The sequence below is a fragment of the Nonomuraea indica genome, assembly GCF_002850745.1.
Lineage (GTDB): Bacteria > Actinomycetota > Actinomycetes > Streptosporangiales > Streptosporangiaceae > Nonomuraea > Nonomuraea indica.
In genome coordinates this window covers 33,171-50,688 of the sequence record NZ_PJOK01000068.1, presented here as the reverse complement: position 1 = coordinate 50,688, position 17,518 = coordinate 33,171, and the positions used below count along the sequence as shown (strand labels likewise).

At 73.3% G+C, this 17,518-nt stretch carries 10 protein-coding genes; 8 read left to right on the top strand and 2 right to left on the bottom strand.

Annotated elements, in window-relative coordinates:
* The first annotated feature begins 14 nt into the window (after positions 1-14).
* From CXR44_RS37495 to CXR44_RS37460, 8 genes are read left to right on the top strand one after another with little or no spacing between them, the layout of a single operon-like run.
* Entirely contained in the window at positions 15-8,477 is an 8,463-nt protein-coding gene (locus CXR44_RS37495; RefSeq protein WP_101790913.1) for a non-ribosomal peptide synthetase, read from the top strand.
* Entirely contained in the window at positions 8,470-9,747 is a 1,278-nt protein-coding gene (locus CXR44_RS37490) for an acyltransferase domain-containing protein (protein WP_101790912.1), read from the top strand. The genes CXR44_RS37495 and CXR44_RS37490 overlap by 8 nt, the downstream gene beginning before the upstream one ends.
* A gap of 2 nt (positions 9,748-9,749) precedes the next feature.
* On the top strand, positions 9,750-10,919 hold the full coding sequence (locus tag CXR44_RS37485) for an acyl-CoA dehydrogenase family protein (protein WP_101790911.1): 1,170 nt from the start codon (positions 9,750-9,752) through the stop codon (positions 10,917-10,919).
* Complete coding sequence (locus CXR44_RS37480; RefSeq protein WP_101790910.1) at positions 10,909-12,090, top strand: class-II aminoacyl-tRNA synthetase family protein; 1,182 nt, start codon at positions 10,909-10,911, stop codon at positions 12,088-12,090. Before CXR44_RS37485 ends, CXR44_RS37480 begins: the two co-directional genes overlap by 11 nt.
* Positions 12,087-12,938, top strand: coding sequence for a 3-hydroxyacyl-CoA dehydrogenase family protein (locus tag CXR44_RS37475; RefSeq protein WP_101790909.1), 852 nt, complete (start codon positions 12,087-12,089; stop codon positions 12,936-12,938). The genes CXR44_RS37480 and CXR44_RS37475 overlap by 4 nt, the downstream gene beginning before the upstream one ends.
* Positions 12,939-12,946: 8 nt before the next feature.
* Positions 12,947-13,195, top strand: coding sequence for an acyl carrier protein (locus CXR44_RS37470; RefSeq protein ID WP_101790908.1), 249 nt, complete (start codon positions 12,947-12,949; stop codon positions 13,193-13,195).
* Complete coding sequence (locus CXR44_RS37465; protein ID WP_101790907.1) at positions 13,179-13,895, top strand: 4'-phosphopantetheinyl transferase family protein; 717 nt, start codon at positions 13,179-13,181, stop codon at positions 13,893-13,895. Before CXR44_RS37470 ends, CXR44_RS37465 begins: the two co-directional genes overlap by 17 nt.
* Positions 13,892-15,157, top strand: coding sequence for an MFS transporter (locus CXR44_RS37460; protein ID WP_101790906.1), 1,266 nt, complete (start codon positions 13,892-13,894; stop codon positions 15,155-15,157). The genes CXR44_RS37465 and CXR44_RS37460 overlap by 4 nt, the downstream gene beginning before the upstream one ends.
* Positions 15,158-15,217: 60 nt before the next feature.
* Here CXR44_RS37460 and CXR44_RS37455 read toward each other — a convergent pair whose 3' ends face one another.
* Entirely contained in the window at positions 15,218-16,714 is a 1,497-nt protein-coding gene (locus tag CXR44_RS37455) for an AMP-binding protein (RefSeq protein WP_101790905.1), read from the bottom strand.
* 18 nt (positions 16,715-16,732) lie between these two features.
* Positions 16,733-17,518, bottom strand: a complete 786-nt coding sequence (locus CXR44_RS37450; RefSeq protein WP_101790904.1) for a class II aldolase/adducin family protein — start codon at positions 17,516-17,518, stop codon at positions 16,733-16,735.

Genomic DNA, 17,518 nt, shown 5'->3' with positions numbered 1-17,518 from the left:
AAGCAGGGTGGATCATGGATTCGGTCACTGACAGGGCAGGCGCGGCCAGGCAGGCCCTGCTGGAGCGGCGGCTGCGCGGCGGCGGAGGCTCGGCGCGGGCCGCCGTCCCGGCGCGCGAGGCCGGAGCCGCGATCCCGCTCTCGCCCGTCCAGCGGGGGTTCTGGATCGTCGATCGGTTCCTGGACAGCAACGCGTTGTTCGGCGCGCACCAGGCGGTGTGGCTGCGCGGCGACCTCGACGTGGCCGCGCTGCGCACCGCCTTCGACGACCTGGTGGCACGGCACGAGATCCTCCGCACCACGTTCCCCGCGGACACCCGGCCGGGCGGGACCCAGGTGGTGCATCCGCCGGGACCCGCCGCCTTCGAGGCGGTCGAGGCGAGCGACGCGGCCGAGGCGCTGGAGCGCGCCAAGGCCGAGGTGCACCGCCCGTTCGACCTGGAGCGCGGCCCGCTGCTGCGGGTCCTCCTCCTCGGCGTGGAGGCGAAGTCCTGGCTGCTGGTCGTCAACATGCACCACATGCTGACCGACGAGTGGTCCTTCCAGGTCCTGGCCCGCGAGCTCGGCGCGCTCTACGCGGCCAGGCGGCGCGGCGGCCCGCCCGCCCGGCCCGGCCTGCCGGACCTGCCCCTCCAGTACGGCGACTACGCCGCCTGGCAGTCTCGACGCGCCGCCGCCCGCCGCGACGAGCAGCTGGCCTACTGGCGCAGGGCGCTGGACGGCATCCCGACCATCCTCGACCTGCCCACCGACAGGCCCAGGCCGCCCGAACCCTCCTACCGGGGCGCCCAGGCCAAACGCGCCCTGTCCGCCGAGCTGACCGCGAAGATCCACGCGCTGGCCGCCGCGCACGGCGCGACCATGTTCACCACGATCCTCACCGCCTTCGCCGGCACCCTGCACCGCGTCACCGGGCAGGAGCGCTTCGCCGTCGGCTCGCTGCTGACCGGCAGGAACCGGGTGGAGCTGGAGCCGCTGATCGGGCTGTTCGCCAACACCCTGCCGCTGCCGATGGACCTGACCGGAGACCCGGACTTCGCCGAGGCCCTTCAGCGCGCCAACCGCGCCCTGGTCGGCGCGCTGGACCATCAGGACGTCACGTTCGACCAGATCGTGGCCGAGCTGCGCCTGGAGCGCGAGCCGTCCCGCAATCCGCTCTACCAGGTCCTGGTCCAGTACCTGGACGGCGAGGAGTGCTGGAGCCTGCCGGGGCTGACCGCCGAACGCGCCGAGCTCGACGCCGATCTGGAGAAGGCCGACCTCACGCTGCTGGCGACCGGGACCGCCGACCACCTGGTGCTGGAGCTGTCCTACGCCAGGGACCTGTTCGACGCCGGGACCGCCGAGCGTCTCCTGGAACGGCTGGAGACCGTGCTGACCCACGTCACGGCCGAGCCCGACGTCCCGCTCAGCCGGATCGAGGTGCTGTCGGCCGACGAACGCGACCTGGTCGTGCGGCGATGGAACGACACCGCCGCGCCGTACCCGGCCGACTCATGCCTGCACGAGCTCTTCGAGGACCAGGTGCGGCGCACGCCCGACGCGGTCGCCGTGGTGGACGCCGAGGGCCGCGAGGTCGGCTTCGCCGAACTGGACGAGCGGGCCGAGCAGCTGGCCCGCGTCCTGACCGCCGCGGGGGTCGGCCCGGAGCGGTTCGTCGGCGTGCTGGTCGACCACTGCGTGGACCTGTTCGTCAGCCTGCTCGGCGTGATGAAGGCGGGCGGCGCCTACCTGCCGCTGGACCCGGGGCACCCGGCCAACCGGCTGGAGTTCATGCTGTCGGACACCAAGGCCGAGGTGCTGGTGACGGTCGAACGGCTGCGCGGGCGGGTCCCGGCCGCGTTCACCGGACGGGTCGTGTGCGCGGGCGAGGACGCGCCCCCGGCGCCCCGCCGTACGGCCTGCGCGGACAACCTGATCTACGCCATGTACACCTCGGGCTCCACCGGACTGCCCAAAGGCGTGATGATCACTCACCGGCAGCTCAACAACTACCTGTGGTGGGCGATCGACGGCTACGGCCTGGACGGGGCCGCGGGCGCGCCCATGGTCGGCTCGATCGCCTTCGACCTGTCGATACCCAACTTCTTCCTGCCGCTGATCGGCGGCAAGAGCGTCACGCTCGTCCCCGGCGGCGACGATGTGATGGCGCTGGCCGAGCTGCTGAGCCGGCCGGGCGACTTCAGCCTCCTGAAGATCACCCCTGGGCACCTCGACGCGCTGCGCGGCGTGCTCGGCCGCGACCAGGTGACCTCGGTCCGCACCTTCGTGGTGGGCGCGGACGAGGTGCGGCCCGAGACGGTCGCCGCCTGGCGGCAGGTCGCGCCGGGCGCGCGGATCATCGACGAGTACGGCCCCACCGAGACCGTCGTCGGCTGCTCCGTCTACGTGATCGGCGACGACTTCGACCCCTCGCGGCCGATATCGATCGGCCGCCCCATCGCCAACATGCGCATGTACGCGCTGGACCGGCACCTGAACCCGGTGCCGCCCGGCACGGTCGGCGAGCTGTTCATCGGTGGCGACGGCGTCGCCCGCGGCTACCTCAACCGGGTCGCGCTGACCGCGGAGAGGTTCCTGCCCGACCCCTTCGTGGACCTGCCCGGCGCCCGCATGTACCGGACCGGCGACCTGATCAGGTTCCGCCCCGACGGCAACATGGACTTTCTCGGCCGCATCGACAACCAGGTGAAGGTCCGCGGCTACCGGATCGAGCTGGGCGAGATCGAGGCGCGGCTGCTGCTGCACCCCGGCGTCGCCCAGGGCGTGGTGGCGGTGCACGAGACAGGACCCGGCCGCAGGCAGCTCACCGGGTACGTGGTCGCCGCGGCCGGGCACGAGCCCGACCCCGCCGGGCTGCGCGCGTTCCTGGCCGAGGCGCTGCCGGAGTACATGGTGCCCGCCACGTTCGTCATCCTGCCGACGATGCCGCTCACCACGGCGGGCAAGGTCGACAGGAAGCTGCTGCCGCCGCCGGGCCGCGCCGCCGTCGCGCACGGCGTGCCGAGCACGCCGGCCCAGCGGCTGCTGGCCGGGGTGTGGGCGCGCACGCTCGGGGTCGAGGAGGTGGGCGTCCACGACAACTTCTTCGACCTGGGCGGTGACTCGATCCAGGCGATCAGGCTCTGCGCCGACGCGCGGCGGCTGGGGCTGCAGCTGAGCCCCCGTGACGTGCTGCGCCACCAGACGATCGCCGAGCTGGCCGCCCGGGTGGAGGACGCGGCGCGGCCGGTGCGCGCCGAGCCGTTCGCCCTGTCGGGACTCGGCCGGGACCAGGTGGGGCGGCAGGACGCCGAGGACGCCTTCCGGCTCTCGCCGCTGCAGAGCGGCATGCTCTTCCACGCGCTCAACCGGCCGGGCGACTACAGCGGCGTCGACGAATACCTGATCACCGGGCCGCTGGATCCCGGACTGTTCGCAGCCGCCTGGCAGCGGGTCATCGCCCGCCATCCCGCCCTGCGCAGCACCTTCGTGTGGGAGGGGCTGCCGCACCCGGTGCAGGTGGTGCTGCGCGGTGTGCAGGCGCCTTTCGCCGAGGCAGGCGTGGAGGAGGAGGTGCGGCTCGGTGACGGCCTGCCGTACCGGATCGTCGTGGTGCGCGAGGGCGCGGAGCGGCACCGGCTGCGCTGGGCGTGCCACCACATCGTGCTCGACGGCTGGAGCAAGTCGGCCGTGCTGGCCGAGGTGTTCGCCGTCTACGAGGCTTTGTGCGAGGGCAGGGAGCCCGAGCTGCCCGAGCCGGTGCCGTTCGCGGCGCACGCCGCCTGGCTGGCCGGGCTGGACGGCGCGGCCGACGCGCGCTTCTGGCGGCGGGAGCTGGCCGGGGTGAGCGCGCCCACGCCGCTGCCGGGCAGAGCGGGCGGCACCGGCGCGGGACGGCAGGCCGCCGTCCTGGACGAGCGGCTCGTCGCCGACCTGACCGGGATCGCCCGCGGCGGGCGCATGACGCTCAACGCCGTCCTGCTCGGCGTGTGGGCGCTGTTGCTGGGCCGCGCGACAGGCACCGACGACGTCGTCTTCGGCGTCACGCTGTCCGGGCGCTCGGCGCCGGTGCCCGGCATCGACCGCATGGTGGGCATGCTCATGAACACCGTGCCCGCGCGGATACGCCTGCAGGAGGACGCCGCTGCGGCCGACTGGCTGGCCGCCGTTCACCTGCGCCAGGTCGAGCTGCGCGGGCACGAGCACTCCTCGCTGGTGGACATCCGCCGGCACAGTGACATCCCCGGCGACCTGCCGATCTTCGAGTCGGTGTTCGTCTACGACGCGGGAGGGTTCGCCGACCCGCCCTCGGCGGCGGGGTTGACGATCCGGCAGAGCGCCGACGAGGGCGGGAACGACCTGCCGCTGACCGTCACCGTGGACACCGGCCTCGACGGGCGGGTCACACTCGCCCTGCTCCACCGCCGCGAACGACTCGGCGACGCCTCGGCCCGCGCGCTGCTGGACGAGTATCTGCGGCTGCTGCGTGCCGTCGCCGACGCGCCGGGCGCCCCGCTGCGCGAGCTGGCCGATCCAGGCGCGGCGGCCGAGCGGGTGCTCACCCGGATCTGGGCCGAGGTGCTCCAGGTCGATCATGTCGGTCCCGAGGACGACTTCTTCGAGCTCGGCGGCGACTCGATCCTCAGCGTGCACATCGTCGGACGGGCGCGGACGCACGGCCTCACCTTCACCCCGCGCCAGCTTCTCCAGCACAGGACCGTCGCCGCGCTGCTCGCGGCCGACCTCGCCGAGGTGCCGCCCGCGCCGCCGGCCGCGGAGCTGTCCGGGCTGCGGCCCGAGGAGCTGGAGCGGTTCTCCGGGGAGGAGGACGTGCTGCGGCTGTCGCCGCTGCAGACGGGCATGCTGGTCGGCACGCTGGCCGCCGAGGGCCGTGACCCCTACTTCCGGCAGTGGAGCTACGAGCTGGAGGGCGACCTGGACGCCGGGGCGTTCGCGCGGGCCTGGCAGTGGGTGATCGACCGGCATCCCGCCCTGCGCAGCAGGATCGTGTGGGAGGGGCTGTCCCACCCGGTGCAGGTGGTCGGGCGGCACTCGCCGGTCATGCTGGAGCGCTGGGACGCGCGGCGCACGGGCACGACGGCGCTCGATGACCTCCTCGCCGAGGACCGGGAGCGCGGCTTCGACCTGCACGCGGGCGTGCCGATGCGGCTGATGCTGGTCCGCACGGGCGAGCGGAGCCACCGGCTGGTGTGGAGCGCGCACCACATCCTGCTGGACGGCTGGAGCCACGTGCTGGTCATGCGGGAGGTGTTCGACGCCTACGAGGCGCTGCGGGAGGGACGCGCGCCGAGCGCCCCCGCGGCGGTGCCGTACCGGGAGTTCATCGCCTCGCTCGGGCGGCGGCCCGACGGCGTCGGCTACTGGCGGCGGGCCATGGACGGCTTCGCCGAGGCGACGCCGGTGCCGCTGCGAGGTGCGGGGCCGCGCGGCGCGGGCGTGGTCGCGACGACCCTGCCGTTCGGGCTGAAAGCCGCCGCGGCGGCGCACGGCGTCACCACGGCCACGATCGCGGAGGCGGCCTGGGCGCTGCTGGTGGCCCGGCGGAGCGGGCAGCGGCGGGTGACCTTCGGCGTCACCGTCTCCGGACGGCTGGCCGACGTGCCGGGCATCGAGCGCATGGTCGGCATGCTGCTCAACACGCTGCCCTCGGCCGTCGAGGTGAGCGGCACGGTCGGCGCGTGGCTGCGGCGGGTCCACGAGAGCAGGCTCGCGCGCAGCGAGCACGAGCACGACGCGCTCGTGGACGTCCGGCGCTGGGCCGGGCTGCCCGCCGGACGGCCGCTGTACGAGACCCGGTTCGTCTACGCGGGGACCGAGCACGAGGAGGCGGGCGGCGAGCGGGCCGGGCTGCGGATCACCGATGTGACCGTGGTGGACGGCGAGCTGGACAGCGCGCTGGTGCTGGCCCTGTCCACGGGCGAGGTCACGCAGGTCCAGCTCCGCTACGACGTGCCCGGCTACGACGGGCAGGTCGCCGAGCGGCTGCTCGGCGAGTACGTGCGGACGCTGGAGGAGCTGGTCGCCGCGGCGCCCGAGGCGCCCGTCATGGAGCCGGAGGCGCGCGAACCCTGGCAGGTGCTCGCGCGGATCTGGCGCGAGGTCCTGGGCGTGGCCGAGGTGGGCCGCCACGACGACTTCTTCGACCTGGGCGGCGACTCGATGCTCGTCTTCCAGGTGGTCAGCCGGGCGCGGCAGGAGGGCATCGAGCTCACGGTGCGGCAGCTGCTGCGCCACCGGACCATCGCCGAACTGCTCGACGGCGCGCCCGAACCGGCCCGCCCGGCCGCGCCGGCGGACAGCGCCCCGCTGACCCCGGCGATCAGGCGGCTGCTCGCGCTGGACGTCAGCCGGTGCAACCAGGCCGCGCTGCTGCTCTGGCGGGAGCCGCCCGACCCGGCGCGGCTGGAGCGGGCGCTGCGCGCCCTGGTCGCCCACCACGAGACCCTGCGGCTGCGGCTGCGCGACGGGCGACTGCGGCGGTCGGAGGCCGCGGATCACCCGATCCTGCGGGAGGTCACCGATCTGGAGGCCGCCGCCGAGGAGGTCAACGCCGCCGTCGACCCGGTCGACGGGCCGCTGATCCAGGCGGCGCTCGTCGCGGGCGAGGCCAGGACGCTGATCGTCGTGCACCACCTGGCGATCGACACCGTCTCCTGGTCGGTGCTGCTGGACGACCTGGCCACGGCCTACCGGGGCGACAAGCTCGCGCCGGTGACCACCACCTACCTGGAGTGGGCGCGGCGGCTGGCCGACCGCACCGGCACGCCGCGCCACGCCGAGGAACTGGCCTACTGGTCGGCCGCGCTGCCGGTGACCGCCGCCGACCTGCCCCTGGACCACCCGGACGGTGAGAACACCGAGGCGCGTGAGCGGGTGTACCGCTCGGTGCTGTCGGCGCGGGCAACCGGCGCGCTGCTGCGGCGGCGGGTCGACGAGGCGCTGCTGTTATGCGTGGCCGCCGCGCTGTCGCGCTGGACCGGCTCGCCCGACGTGCTCATCGACGTGGAGAGCCACGGCAGGGCCGACCTGTTCGAGGAGGTGGATCTCAGCCGCACGCTCGGCTGGTTCACCGCCGCCTACCCGCTGCACGTGCACGCCGACGATCCCGACCTGGGCGCTCGGTTGCGCGCGGTGCCGCACCACGGGATCGGGTACGGTCTGGCCCTGCCCGACCTGGAGGGACGGGCGCGGGCGCAGGTGTCCTTCACCTACCACGGCAGGCGCGGTGACCGGCCCGGCGCGCTGTTCACCGTGGCCGACGAGGCGCCGGGCCGGGTGCGCCAGGGGGTCAGGGCGCACCGGCTCGCGGTCAGCGCGGCCGTCGCCGACGGCAGGCTCGTCGTGGAGTGGGCCTACTCCAGCGGTCTGCATGAGGAGTCCACGATCGCCGAGCTGGCCGGGTGCTGCCTGCGCGAGCTGGAGGTCCTGGCCGAGTGCCCGCCGATGGACGCCGCCCTTCCCGCGCCGCGCCGGCTGTATCCGGGCTCGCCCGCGCTGCTGCTGCCGATGGCCAGGCACGGCGTGCCGGGCGTCGGCGTCGCGGTGATCGAGGAAGGCGGCCGCGTCAGGGCGTGGGGCCAGGGCGTCACCGGGGAGCGGCCGGCACGGGACGTCGGCGCGCGTACCCGGTTCCAGGCGTGCTCGGTCAGCAAGCACGTCACCACGCTCGCCGTGCTCAGGCTGGTCCAGGAGGGACGGCTGGAGCTGGAGGAGGACGTCCACGCCTACCTGAGCGCGTGGCGGCTGCCCGGCGGCGGGGCGACCGTGCGGGATCTGCTGGACCACCGCGCCGGGCTCAACGGATTCGGCCACCCCGGCTACCCCCGGCACGCCCGCCTGCCGGGGCCGGCCGAGGTGCTGAACGGCGTGCCACCCGCCAACACGCCGGCCGTCGTGCGGGAGCGCGCGCCGGGCGCGTTCCGGTACACCGGCGGCGGATTCTCGGTGCTCCAGCAGGTCGTCACCGACGTCACCGGGATGCCGTTCGAGGCGGCCATGCGCGAGCTGGTGCTGGAGCCGCTCGGCATGGAGGACAGCGGCTATGAGGCGCAGCCGCCGACGGCGCTCGGGCATCTGTCGGACGGGACGGTCGTCGAGGGAGGCTGGCGGGTCTTCCCCGAGCTGGCGGCCAGCGGGCTGTGGAGCACGCCGCAGGACCTGGCCAAGGCCGAGCTGGAGATCTTCAAGGCGGCGTCGGGCCTGAAGACGGCGTTCCTGACGCGGGAGATGGCCGAGGTCATGCTGACGCCGCGCGGCGGCGCCTACGGTGCGGGCACCGCGATCGACGGGCGCTGGTTCGGGCATCCCGGTGACCGGCATTCCTATCAGTGCTTCACCGCCGTGAACAGGGACACAGGCGACGGCCTGGTCATCATGGCCAACCTCGGCGGGGAACCGGCCTTCGTCGCCGACGTGCTGCACGAGCTCGCCCTGCCCATCAGGTACGCGATCGAGGAGGAGGGCGGGCATGGGTGAGCGCCACCCGGCGGGGGTGCTGGCGGTGTCGGCCGCGCGTCCGGACGAGCTGCGGGAGCGGGCCCGCGCGCTGGCGCGGGAGGTGGCCGGGCTGGAGCGGGTGCCGATGGTGCCGCCGGCCGTACCGGATCTGCCGTTCAGGAGGGCCGTCGTGGCCGAGGAGCCCGGCCGGGCGGCGCGGCTGCTGGAGGAGACCGGCGAGGTGCCGCCGGTGGCGGGCGACCGGCCGGTGATCTTCATGTTTCCCGGCGTGGGCGACCACTACCCGGGCATGAGCCAGGGACTGTACGAGCACGAGGCGGTCTTCCGCGACCACCTGGACACCTGCCTGGACCTGCTGGCCGCCGACCTCGGGCAGGACGTGCGCGGTCTGCTCTTCCCCGGCGAGGCTCCCCGCCGTACCGGGGGCGGACCCGACCTGCGGGCGCTGCTGCGCCGGGGCGAGCAGGCGCCGGAGGGGCTCGACAGGACGCGGGTGCTCCAGCCGGTGGTCTTCTCGGTGGAGTACGCCCTGGCCAAGCTGCTGGTGAGCTGGGGCGTCGAGCCCAGCGGCATGGTCGGCTACAGCATCGGCGAGTACGTCGCCGCCTGCCTGGCCGGTGTGCTGCCGCTGGAGCAGGCGCTCGCCCTGATCGTCCGGCGCGCCGACCTCATCGAGACGCTGCCGGCGGGAGCCATGCTCGTGGCGATGCTCGACGAGCGTGACCTGACCGCCCGCCTGGGCGCCGACCTGTCGCTGGCCGCCGTGGACGGCGAGTCCCTGTGCGTGGCCGCCGGGCCCGTGGCCGCCGTCGAGCGGCTGGAACGCGAGCTCACGCAGGCGGGGGTGGCGCACCTGCGCGCCAGGACCGGCCACGCCTTCCACTCGCGGATGATGGCCCCGGTCGAGCCCTACCTGGAGGGCCTGGTGCGCACCTTCACCCTGCGCCCCCCGGCCGTTCCCTTCCTGTCCAACGTGACCGGCGACTGGATCACCGACGCCGACGCGACCGACCCCCGCTACTGGGCCGGGCACCTGCGCAGGACCGTCCGCTTCCACGACGAGCTCGCCCGGCTGTGGGCGCTGCCGTCGGTGATCGCCCTGGAGGTCGGCGTGGGGACGATGCTCGCGGGCCTGGCCGACCGGCACCCCGACCGCCCGCCCGGCGGCGCGGTCCTGGCCACCCTGGCCGGCGGCGACGACATGACCGACCTGCTCACCTCGGTCGCCGGGCTGTGGGCGGCGGGCGGGCGCGTGGACTGGGACGCCGTACGGCAGGCGGGAGGCTGAGCGTGGACTTCGCGTTGACCCCGGAACAACGTGACCTGCGCGAGCGGGTCATCAGATTCGCCAGGGACGAGCTCGGCGCGAAGGCGGCCGAGCACGACAGGGACGAGAGCTTCGATCGCGACGGCTGGAAGGCGTGCGCCGAGTTCGGCGTGCTCGGCTGGCCGGTGCCGGCCGAGTACGGCGGCTCCGGACACGACCCGCTGACCACGATCATCGCCTGCGAGGCGCTCGGCTACGGCTGCGCCGACAACGGCCTGGCCTTCGCCGTCGACAACCACCTGTGGGCCTGCGTGATCTACCTGCTGCGGCACGGCTCGCCCCAGCAGCGCGCCAGGTTCCTGCCCGGTCTGGTGGACGGCACGCTGATCGGCGCGCACGCCCTCACCGAGCCGGAGACCGGCTCCGACATGCTGTCGCTGACCACCACGGCCCAGCGCGACGGCGACGCCTACGTCATCGACGGCGTCAAGTGCTTCATCAGCAACGGCACCGTCGCCGACCTGTACGTGCTGTTCGCCAGGACCGCGCGGTCCGGCCCCGCCCAGCAGGCCCTGTCGGCCTTTCTCCTGCCCCGCGACACGCCCGGCCTGGAGGTGCGGCGGGCCATCAGCAAGGCGGGCCTGCGCGGCACCCCGATGGGCGAGCTGCGGCTGACCGGCTGCCGCCTGCCGGCCGGGAACCTGCTCGGCGCCGAGGGCGCCGGGTACCGGGTCTTCACCTCCGTCATCGAATGGGAGCGCGGCTTCATGGCGGCCGGCCAGATCGGCCGGCTGCAACGCCTGCTGGAGACCTCGGTCGCCTACGCCAACGACCGCACCCAGTTCGGCGTGCCCATCGGCGCCTTCCAGGCCGTCTCGCACCGCCTGGCCGACCTGCGCGTCAACCTGGAGCTGGCCCGTCTCATGCTCTACAAGGTCGGCTGGCTCAAACGCGAGGGCAGGATCGCGCTGCTGGAGGCGTCCATCCTCAAGCTGTTCGCCGGCGAGAGCCTGCTGGAGGGGGCGCTGGCGGCGATGCGCGTGCACGGCGCCCGCGGCTACGTCGCCGACCTGCCCATCGAGCGCGAGGTCAGAGACGCGCTGGCCGCCCCCACCTTCGGCGGCACCTCCGACATCCAGCGCACCATCATCGCCGGCCTCACCGGCCTCCCGGAGGGATCCCATGGCGCGTGAGCACCGCATCACCCTGGACGCCCCGCTGCCGAACAAGCTGGTCGCGGAGTTCACCAAACGGGTGTTCTTCGCCGACGAGTCCATCCTCGACTTCCGCCTGGCCGAGGGGAACAGCGCGGTCCTGCTGACCACCACCGAGGCGGCCGACCCCGCCGACCTGGCGCGCAAGCTCGGCTACCTGCTGCGCAACGACGTCCTGCCACAGCTCGTCCGCGCCCCCAAGGTCGTCTGGCGCTCGCCCGTGGCGCGGGTGCCCGCTTCGGGCACGTTCGACCGGCTGGCCGAGCGTGGCGTCGTCCACCTGGTGGGCGAGGGTCAGGTCGCGCTCGGCGAACCGCTGCTGACGATCATGGACGCGCTCGACGCGACGATCAGGCGGATCGTGCTGACCGAGTTCGGCGGGCGGGAGTTCCGCTATCCGACGCTCATCCCCACGACCGCGCTGGCCCGCTGCGGCTACTTCACCTCCTTCCCCCAGTACGCGATGTTCGCCACCCGCATCACCGCCGACCTCGACGTCTACCGCGACTTCCTGGACGCGGTGAAGAACAGCGGCGACCCGGGCGCGGAGATCCTGAGCCGCTGCGGCCGCGTGGACTACTGCCTGCCGCCGACGATGTGCTACCACACCTTCCACCAGTTCGCCGACCGGGCGCTGCCCGGCGGGATGGCGGTCGCCACGGCCAGGGGCAAGTCGTTCCGGCACGAGTCGCGCTACAGCCACACCCTGGCCCGGCTGTGGGACTTCACCATCAGGGAGGTCGTCTTCTTCGGCACCAGGGACGAGGCGCTCGGGCTGCGCGAGCGGTTCCTGCGGCGCAGCCTGGACCTGGCGGAGGAACTGGAGGTGTCCGGGTCGTGCGAGGTGGCCAACGACCCGTTCTTCGGCGACACCGACAGCGGCGACAGAAGCTCCTCCCAGCGGCTGATGGAGCTCAAGTACGAGCTGGGCCTGCGCGTGGACGAGGAGGAGAGCATCGCGGTGGCCTCCTTCAACTTCCACGAGCGCTTCTTCGGCGAGGCGTTCGCCATCGCGGGGACGCCGTTCACCGCCTGCGCCGGATTCGGGCTGGAGCGCTTCGCCTTCGCCCTCGTCTGCCAGCACGGCCCCGACCCCGATCGCTGGCCGGCGACCGTACGGCGGGCACTCAACCTGGAGGTGGCGTCGTGATCACACATGTCGGGGTCGTCGGAGCGGGGACGATGGGCGTCGGGGTGAGCCAGGCGTTCGCCGCCCGAGGCTTTCGCACCACGCTGGTCGACACCAGCGACGAGACACTGGACCGGGCGCGGGCGGCGATCGTCCGCGACCGCAGGTTCGCCGGGATGCTCGGCTCGGCCTCACCCTGCGCCCCGCAGGAGGTCATGGAGCGCCTGAGCTTCACCACCAAGCTGGAGGGCCTGGCCGACGCGGGCTTCGTCGTCGAGAACGTCACCGAGAACATGGAGATCAAGCGCGACCTTTACCGGGCGCTGGAGGACGTGCTGCCCGGTGAGTGCGTCATCGGGGCGAACACCTCCGCGATCCCGATCACCCGGCTCGGCTCGTTCACCCGGCGCGCCGACCGGGTCATCGGCACCCACTTCATGAACCCCGCGCACCTGAAGCCGCTGGTGGAGGTGATCAGGGCGCTGCACACCTCCGAGCGGACCCTCCGGACCACGCTGGAGCTGCTGCGCGCGATCGGCAAGGACAGCGCGGTGGTGGAGGACTCGCCCGGGTTCGTCACCAACCGCGTGCTCATGCTGACGCTCAACGAGGCGATCTGCCTGCTGGACGAGGGCGTGGCGGCGGCCGAGGAGATCGACCGGCTGTTCGTGCGCTGCTTCGGGCACGCCATGGGGCCGCTGGCCACCGCGGACCTGATCGGTCTGGACACGGTCCTGTATTCGCTGGAGGTGCTCCTGCGGGAGTTCAACGATCCCAAATACCGGCCCTCCACGCTGCTGCGCAGATACGTGGACGGCGGGCTGCTCGGCCGCAAGAGCGGGCGTGGATTCTTCACCTACGACACCTGAGGAGTGCTATGCAGGACGACCGCGCGACGATCAGGGACTTCGTCCTCCGGCACGTGAAAGATCAGGATTTGTCCGACGATCAGAACATCTTCGCCTCCGGGTACGTCAGCTCCCTGTTCGTGGTGCAGATCGTGATGTTCACCGAGAACACGCTGGGCGTGCCGGTCGCCGAGGAGGACCTCGACATCGAGAACTTCCTGTCGGTGTCGAGCATCCACGACTTCGTCACGCGCAAGCGGAATGCGCCCGCCTACTGAACGCCCGCCGACCGAGTGCCGCATCTGGTGGGCGCGTCCCGGGCACGCCCGGCCCTGGCACGTGGCGCTGCTGGACCCCGCCGAGCGGGCGCGCCGCCTGGCCGTTCCGCGCCCGGAGGCCCGCGACCGGTTCACCGTGGGGTGCGCGCTCACGCGGCTGGTCCTGGCACGTTACCTGGGGTGCCCGCCGGGGCATGTACGGCTTCGCCGTACCTGTGACAGGTGTGGGCAGGCGCACGGCAGGCCGGTGGCCGAGGACTGTGACCTCAGGTTCTCGGTCACGCACGCGCCGGACAGGGTCGCGGTGGCGTTCGCGCGGGCGGACGCCGTGGGGCTGGACCTCGAGCGGGTCGAGCCGCGGACGCGGCCGGTCAGGCACGTGCTGACGCGTGGCGAGTACGCGACGCTCACCGGCCTGCCCGAGCACGAACGGGCGCGCGCCTTCCTCGCCTACTGGACGAGGAAGGAGTCGGTGGTGAAGGCGACAGGAGACGGGTTACGGGTGCCGCCGGCCCACGTGGAGGTGAGCGGCCCCGGGCAGCCGCCGCGCCTGCTGCGCTTCGCCGGGCGGCCGCAGATCGTGGCCGGCGCGGTGATGGCCGACGTGCCCGCGGGCCCCGGCCACCTGGCCGCGCTCACCCTGCTCGGCGCGGGCGTCCCCGAGGTCACGCACGAGGACGCGGCGGACCTGCTGGCATGAACGCGCCCCTGACCCCCGCAGCGGTGCGCCGCCGTTTCTGCGTGCTGAGCTTCTTCGTCAACCTCCCCACCGGGCTCTACACGGTCCCGCTCGTCCTCCTGCTGAGCGCGCGCGGCCTCGACCCCGCCGAGATCGGCCTGGTCTTCGCCGCCTACGGCGTCACCACGGTCGTGCTCGAACTGCCCACCGGCGGGCTGGCCGACGTCATCGGCAGGCGGGCCGTGCTCCTGACGTCCGCCGTGATCGGCACGGCGTCGCTGGTCATGATGGGCCTGGGCACCTCACTCGGCGCACTGGTGCTCGCCTCGGCGCTGCGCGGCGTCTCCCGCACGCTCCGCACCGGCCCCCTGGAGTCCTGGTACGTCGACAGCCTGCGCGCCGCCGACCCCGAGGCCGACCTCAAGCCCGGCCTGGCCAGGGGCAACGCCTGGACCTCCGCCGCGCTGGCCATGGGCGCCCTGGCCGGGGGCCTGATCGCGCCCGCGTTGCCGTCGCTGCGCTGGGGGCCGGTGATCCCGCTGTCGGTGCCGCTCCTGCTCGCCGCGGCGGCCTCGGCGGCGCTGTTCCTGCTGATTCTCCTCGCCATGCCCGAACCCCCCTTCGCCCACGCCGGGCTCCGTGCCGTCCTGCGCAGCGTCCCGGCCACGATCGGGTCGGGCGCCCGCGTCAGCGCCCGCGACGCGGTCGTGCTGCGCGTCCTGGCCGTGGCGCTGGGCACCGGGCTCGCGCTCAACGCCATGGAACTGCTCACCCCCGGCCGCATCGCCGGGGCCGTCGAGCACCTGGAGCTGGCGGCGGGCGCCTATGGCGTCGTCGTCACGCTCGGCTTCGCCGCGACGGCGGGCGGCAGCGCGCTGGCCCCCGCGGCGGCCCGGCGGCTCGGCTCGGCCTCGGCCGGTGCCGTCGCCGGCACGCTCATCGTGGCCGCCGCCCTGGCCGGCCTGGCCGCCACGGCGACGCTCGCGGGGGCGGCGGGCGTGGCGGCCACCGCCGCCGGTTACTGGTGCCTGTACACCGGTCTCGGCCTCGTCGAACCGCTCCGCATGGACCTGCTGCACAACCGCGTCTCGTCGGCGGAGCGCGCCACCGTGCTGTCGATCGACTCCCTTGTCCAGCAACTGGGCAACGTGGGCGGCGCCGTCCTGTTCGGCTGGCTGGCCGTCGCGTACGGTATCCGCCCGGCCTGGTTCGTCGCCGCCGCCCTCGTGCTGGCCGCCGCCCTGCTCTACCCGCGCGCCCGCGCCGGAGCGACCCTCCGATGACGCAACGCAGGACCTCCGCGCCGGCGTGACAGCCCCCGAGGCGCCGGGAGCCGCCTGCGATCACCGGAGTCGGGCCTTCACCACCTTGCCGTAGGTGTTGCGGGGCAACGCGGCGAGGAAACGGTACGCCTTCGGGCGCTTGAACCGGGCCAGGTGCGCCAGGCAATGCCGGTCGAGGGCCTCCGTCTCGAGCGCCACGCCCGGCTCGGGCACGACGTAGGCGACCACGCGTTCGCCCCATTCCGGATCGGGCTCGCCCACAACGCTCACGTCCGCCACGCCGGGATGGGTCTGCAGCACCTCCTCGACCTCGCGCGGGTAGATGTTGCTGCCCCCGCTGATGATGACGTCCTTCGAGCGGTCCAGCAGCGTGAGGCGCCCGGTGGCGTCCAGCGTCCCGATGTCGCCGGTGCGCAGCCAGCCGTCCCGCAGGGCTTCGCCGGTCGCCTGCTCGTCACGCCAGTACCCGTCCATCACGACATCGCCCTTGACGAGCACCTCGCCTGGAGTGTCCGGCTGCACGTCCTTGCCGTCCGCGTCGCAGAGCCGGACCTCGACCGTGGAGAACGGACGCCCCACGCTGGCCAGTACGCGGTCATCATGGTGGAGATGCTCGGCCTGGGAGAGCGTGGAGATGGTCATCGGCGCCTCACCCTGGCCGTAGATCTGCACGAGGCACCCGCCCAGGACCGCTCGCGCCTGACGCAGGTCGTCCACGTACATGGGCGCGCCGCCGTACACGATCGTGCGGAAGGCCGCCGGATCGACGCCACGCGTGGTCGCCTCGCGGACGAGGCGCCTGATCATGGTGGGCACGGCGAACACGGTGACGTGGCGGTGCGCGGACGCGGTGGACAGCAGCTCCGCGGGGTCGAAGCGGCCCGACCGCAGGAAGACGTGCGCCGCGCCCCCGGCCATGAACACGACCGAGTACAGTCCGGCCCCGTGGGACATCGGAGCCGCGTAGAGGTGGCGATCGGCCGGTGTGACCTGGGCGATGTCGGCCACGTACGACCGTGCCATGGCGCTCAGGTTCCGGTGCGACAGCCGGGCGCCCTTGGGACGTCCCGTCGTCCCGGAGGTGTAGAAGATCCAGGCGAGGTCGTCCGGGGCCACGGGCTGAAGGGGCAGGGGGTCCGCCTGGAGGAGGGCCTGGTACCGCCCGTCGGGACAGAGCACCAGGCACTCGGCGCGGGAGGCGGGCAGCGCTTCGCGGAGTGCGGCGTCCTGATCGCAGAAGAGGAGGGTCACGTCGCAGTGATCGGCGATGTAGACGATCTCCGATGGATGGAGTTTCCGGTTCACGGGCACCGCCACAAGCCCGGCCCACCATGTCGCGAAGAGCAGCTCAAGGTATTCGGGCCGGTTGGTCATCGCGATGGCGACCCGGTCGCCGGGCCGCGCGAGCGACCGCAGGCCGCCCGCCAGCCGCGCGACCCGCTGGGCGAAGGAGCCGTAGGTGTGCAGGGGGTCGGTACCGAGGAAGACGCATGGGCGGTCGGGCTCCCGCCAGGCGGTCGCGGCGACGGCCTCGGCGATGTTCGCGCGGGTGTCCATGCCGGCTCCGTCCTCTCTTCACTGCAGGTAGTCGGTGGTGACGCGGTCCAGCCGTCGCCGCAGGGACGGCCATTCCCGATCGCCCGAGGAACGCAGGTCCGTCGCCCATTGGACGGCGGTCAGCTCGGCCAGCTCGTGATCCGGCACGCGGAGGGGCGCGCCGGTCGCCTGTGCCTGCAACTGCGCCCGCGCCGCCTTCTCCAGGTAGAAGGTCTCCACGAAGGCGTGCCCGACAGAGCGGCCGACGGTCAGCGTCCCGTGGTTCCGGAAGATCATCGCGTTGTGGGGTCCGAGGTCGGCGACCAGACGTTCCCGCTCTCCCATGGTGAGCGCGATCCCCTCGTAGTCGTGGTATCCGATCCGCCGGTAGAAGCGCATGGCGTGCTGGGTCAACGGCAGAAGGCCCTCCTCCAGGCAGGACAGCGCCATACCGGCCTCGGTGTGGAGGTGGATGACGCAGCTCGCGTCCTGGCGGGCGGCGTGGATGCCGCCGTGGATGACGAAGCCGGCGGCGTTGGGCCGGTAGGGGCTCTCACCGATCTGGTTGCCGTCCAGGTCGATCTTGACGAGGTTCGACGCGGTGATCTCGTCGAACGACAGCCCCAGCGGATTGACGAGGAAATGGTGGTCGGTCCCAGGGACGCGGGCGGACAGGTGCGTGTAGATGAGGTCGTCCCACCCGAAGAGCGCGCACAGCCGGTACGCCGCCGCGAGGTCCTGGCGGACCGCGACCTCCTCGGCCGAGGGCGGCGGCGCCGCCACGGTGGTGGTGTCCAGCTCGAACGATGACGAGATCGCTGTCAT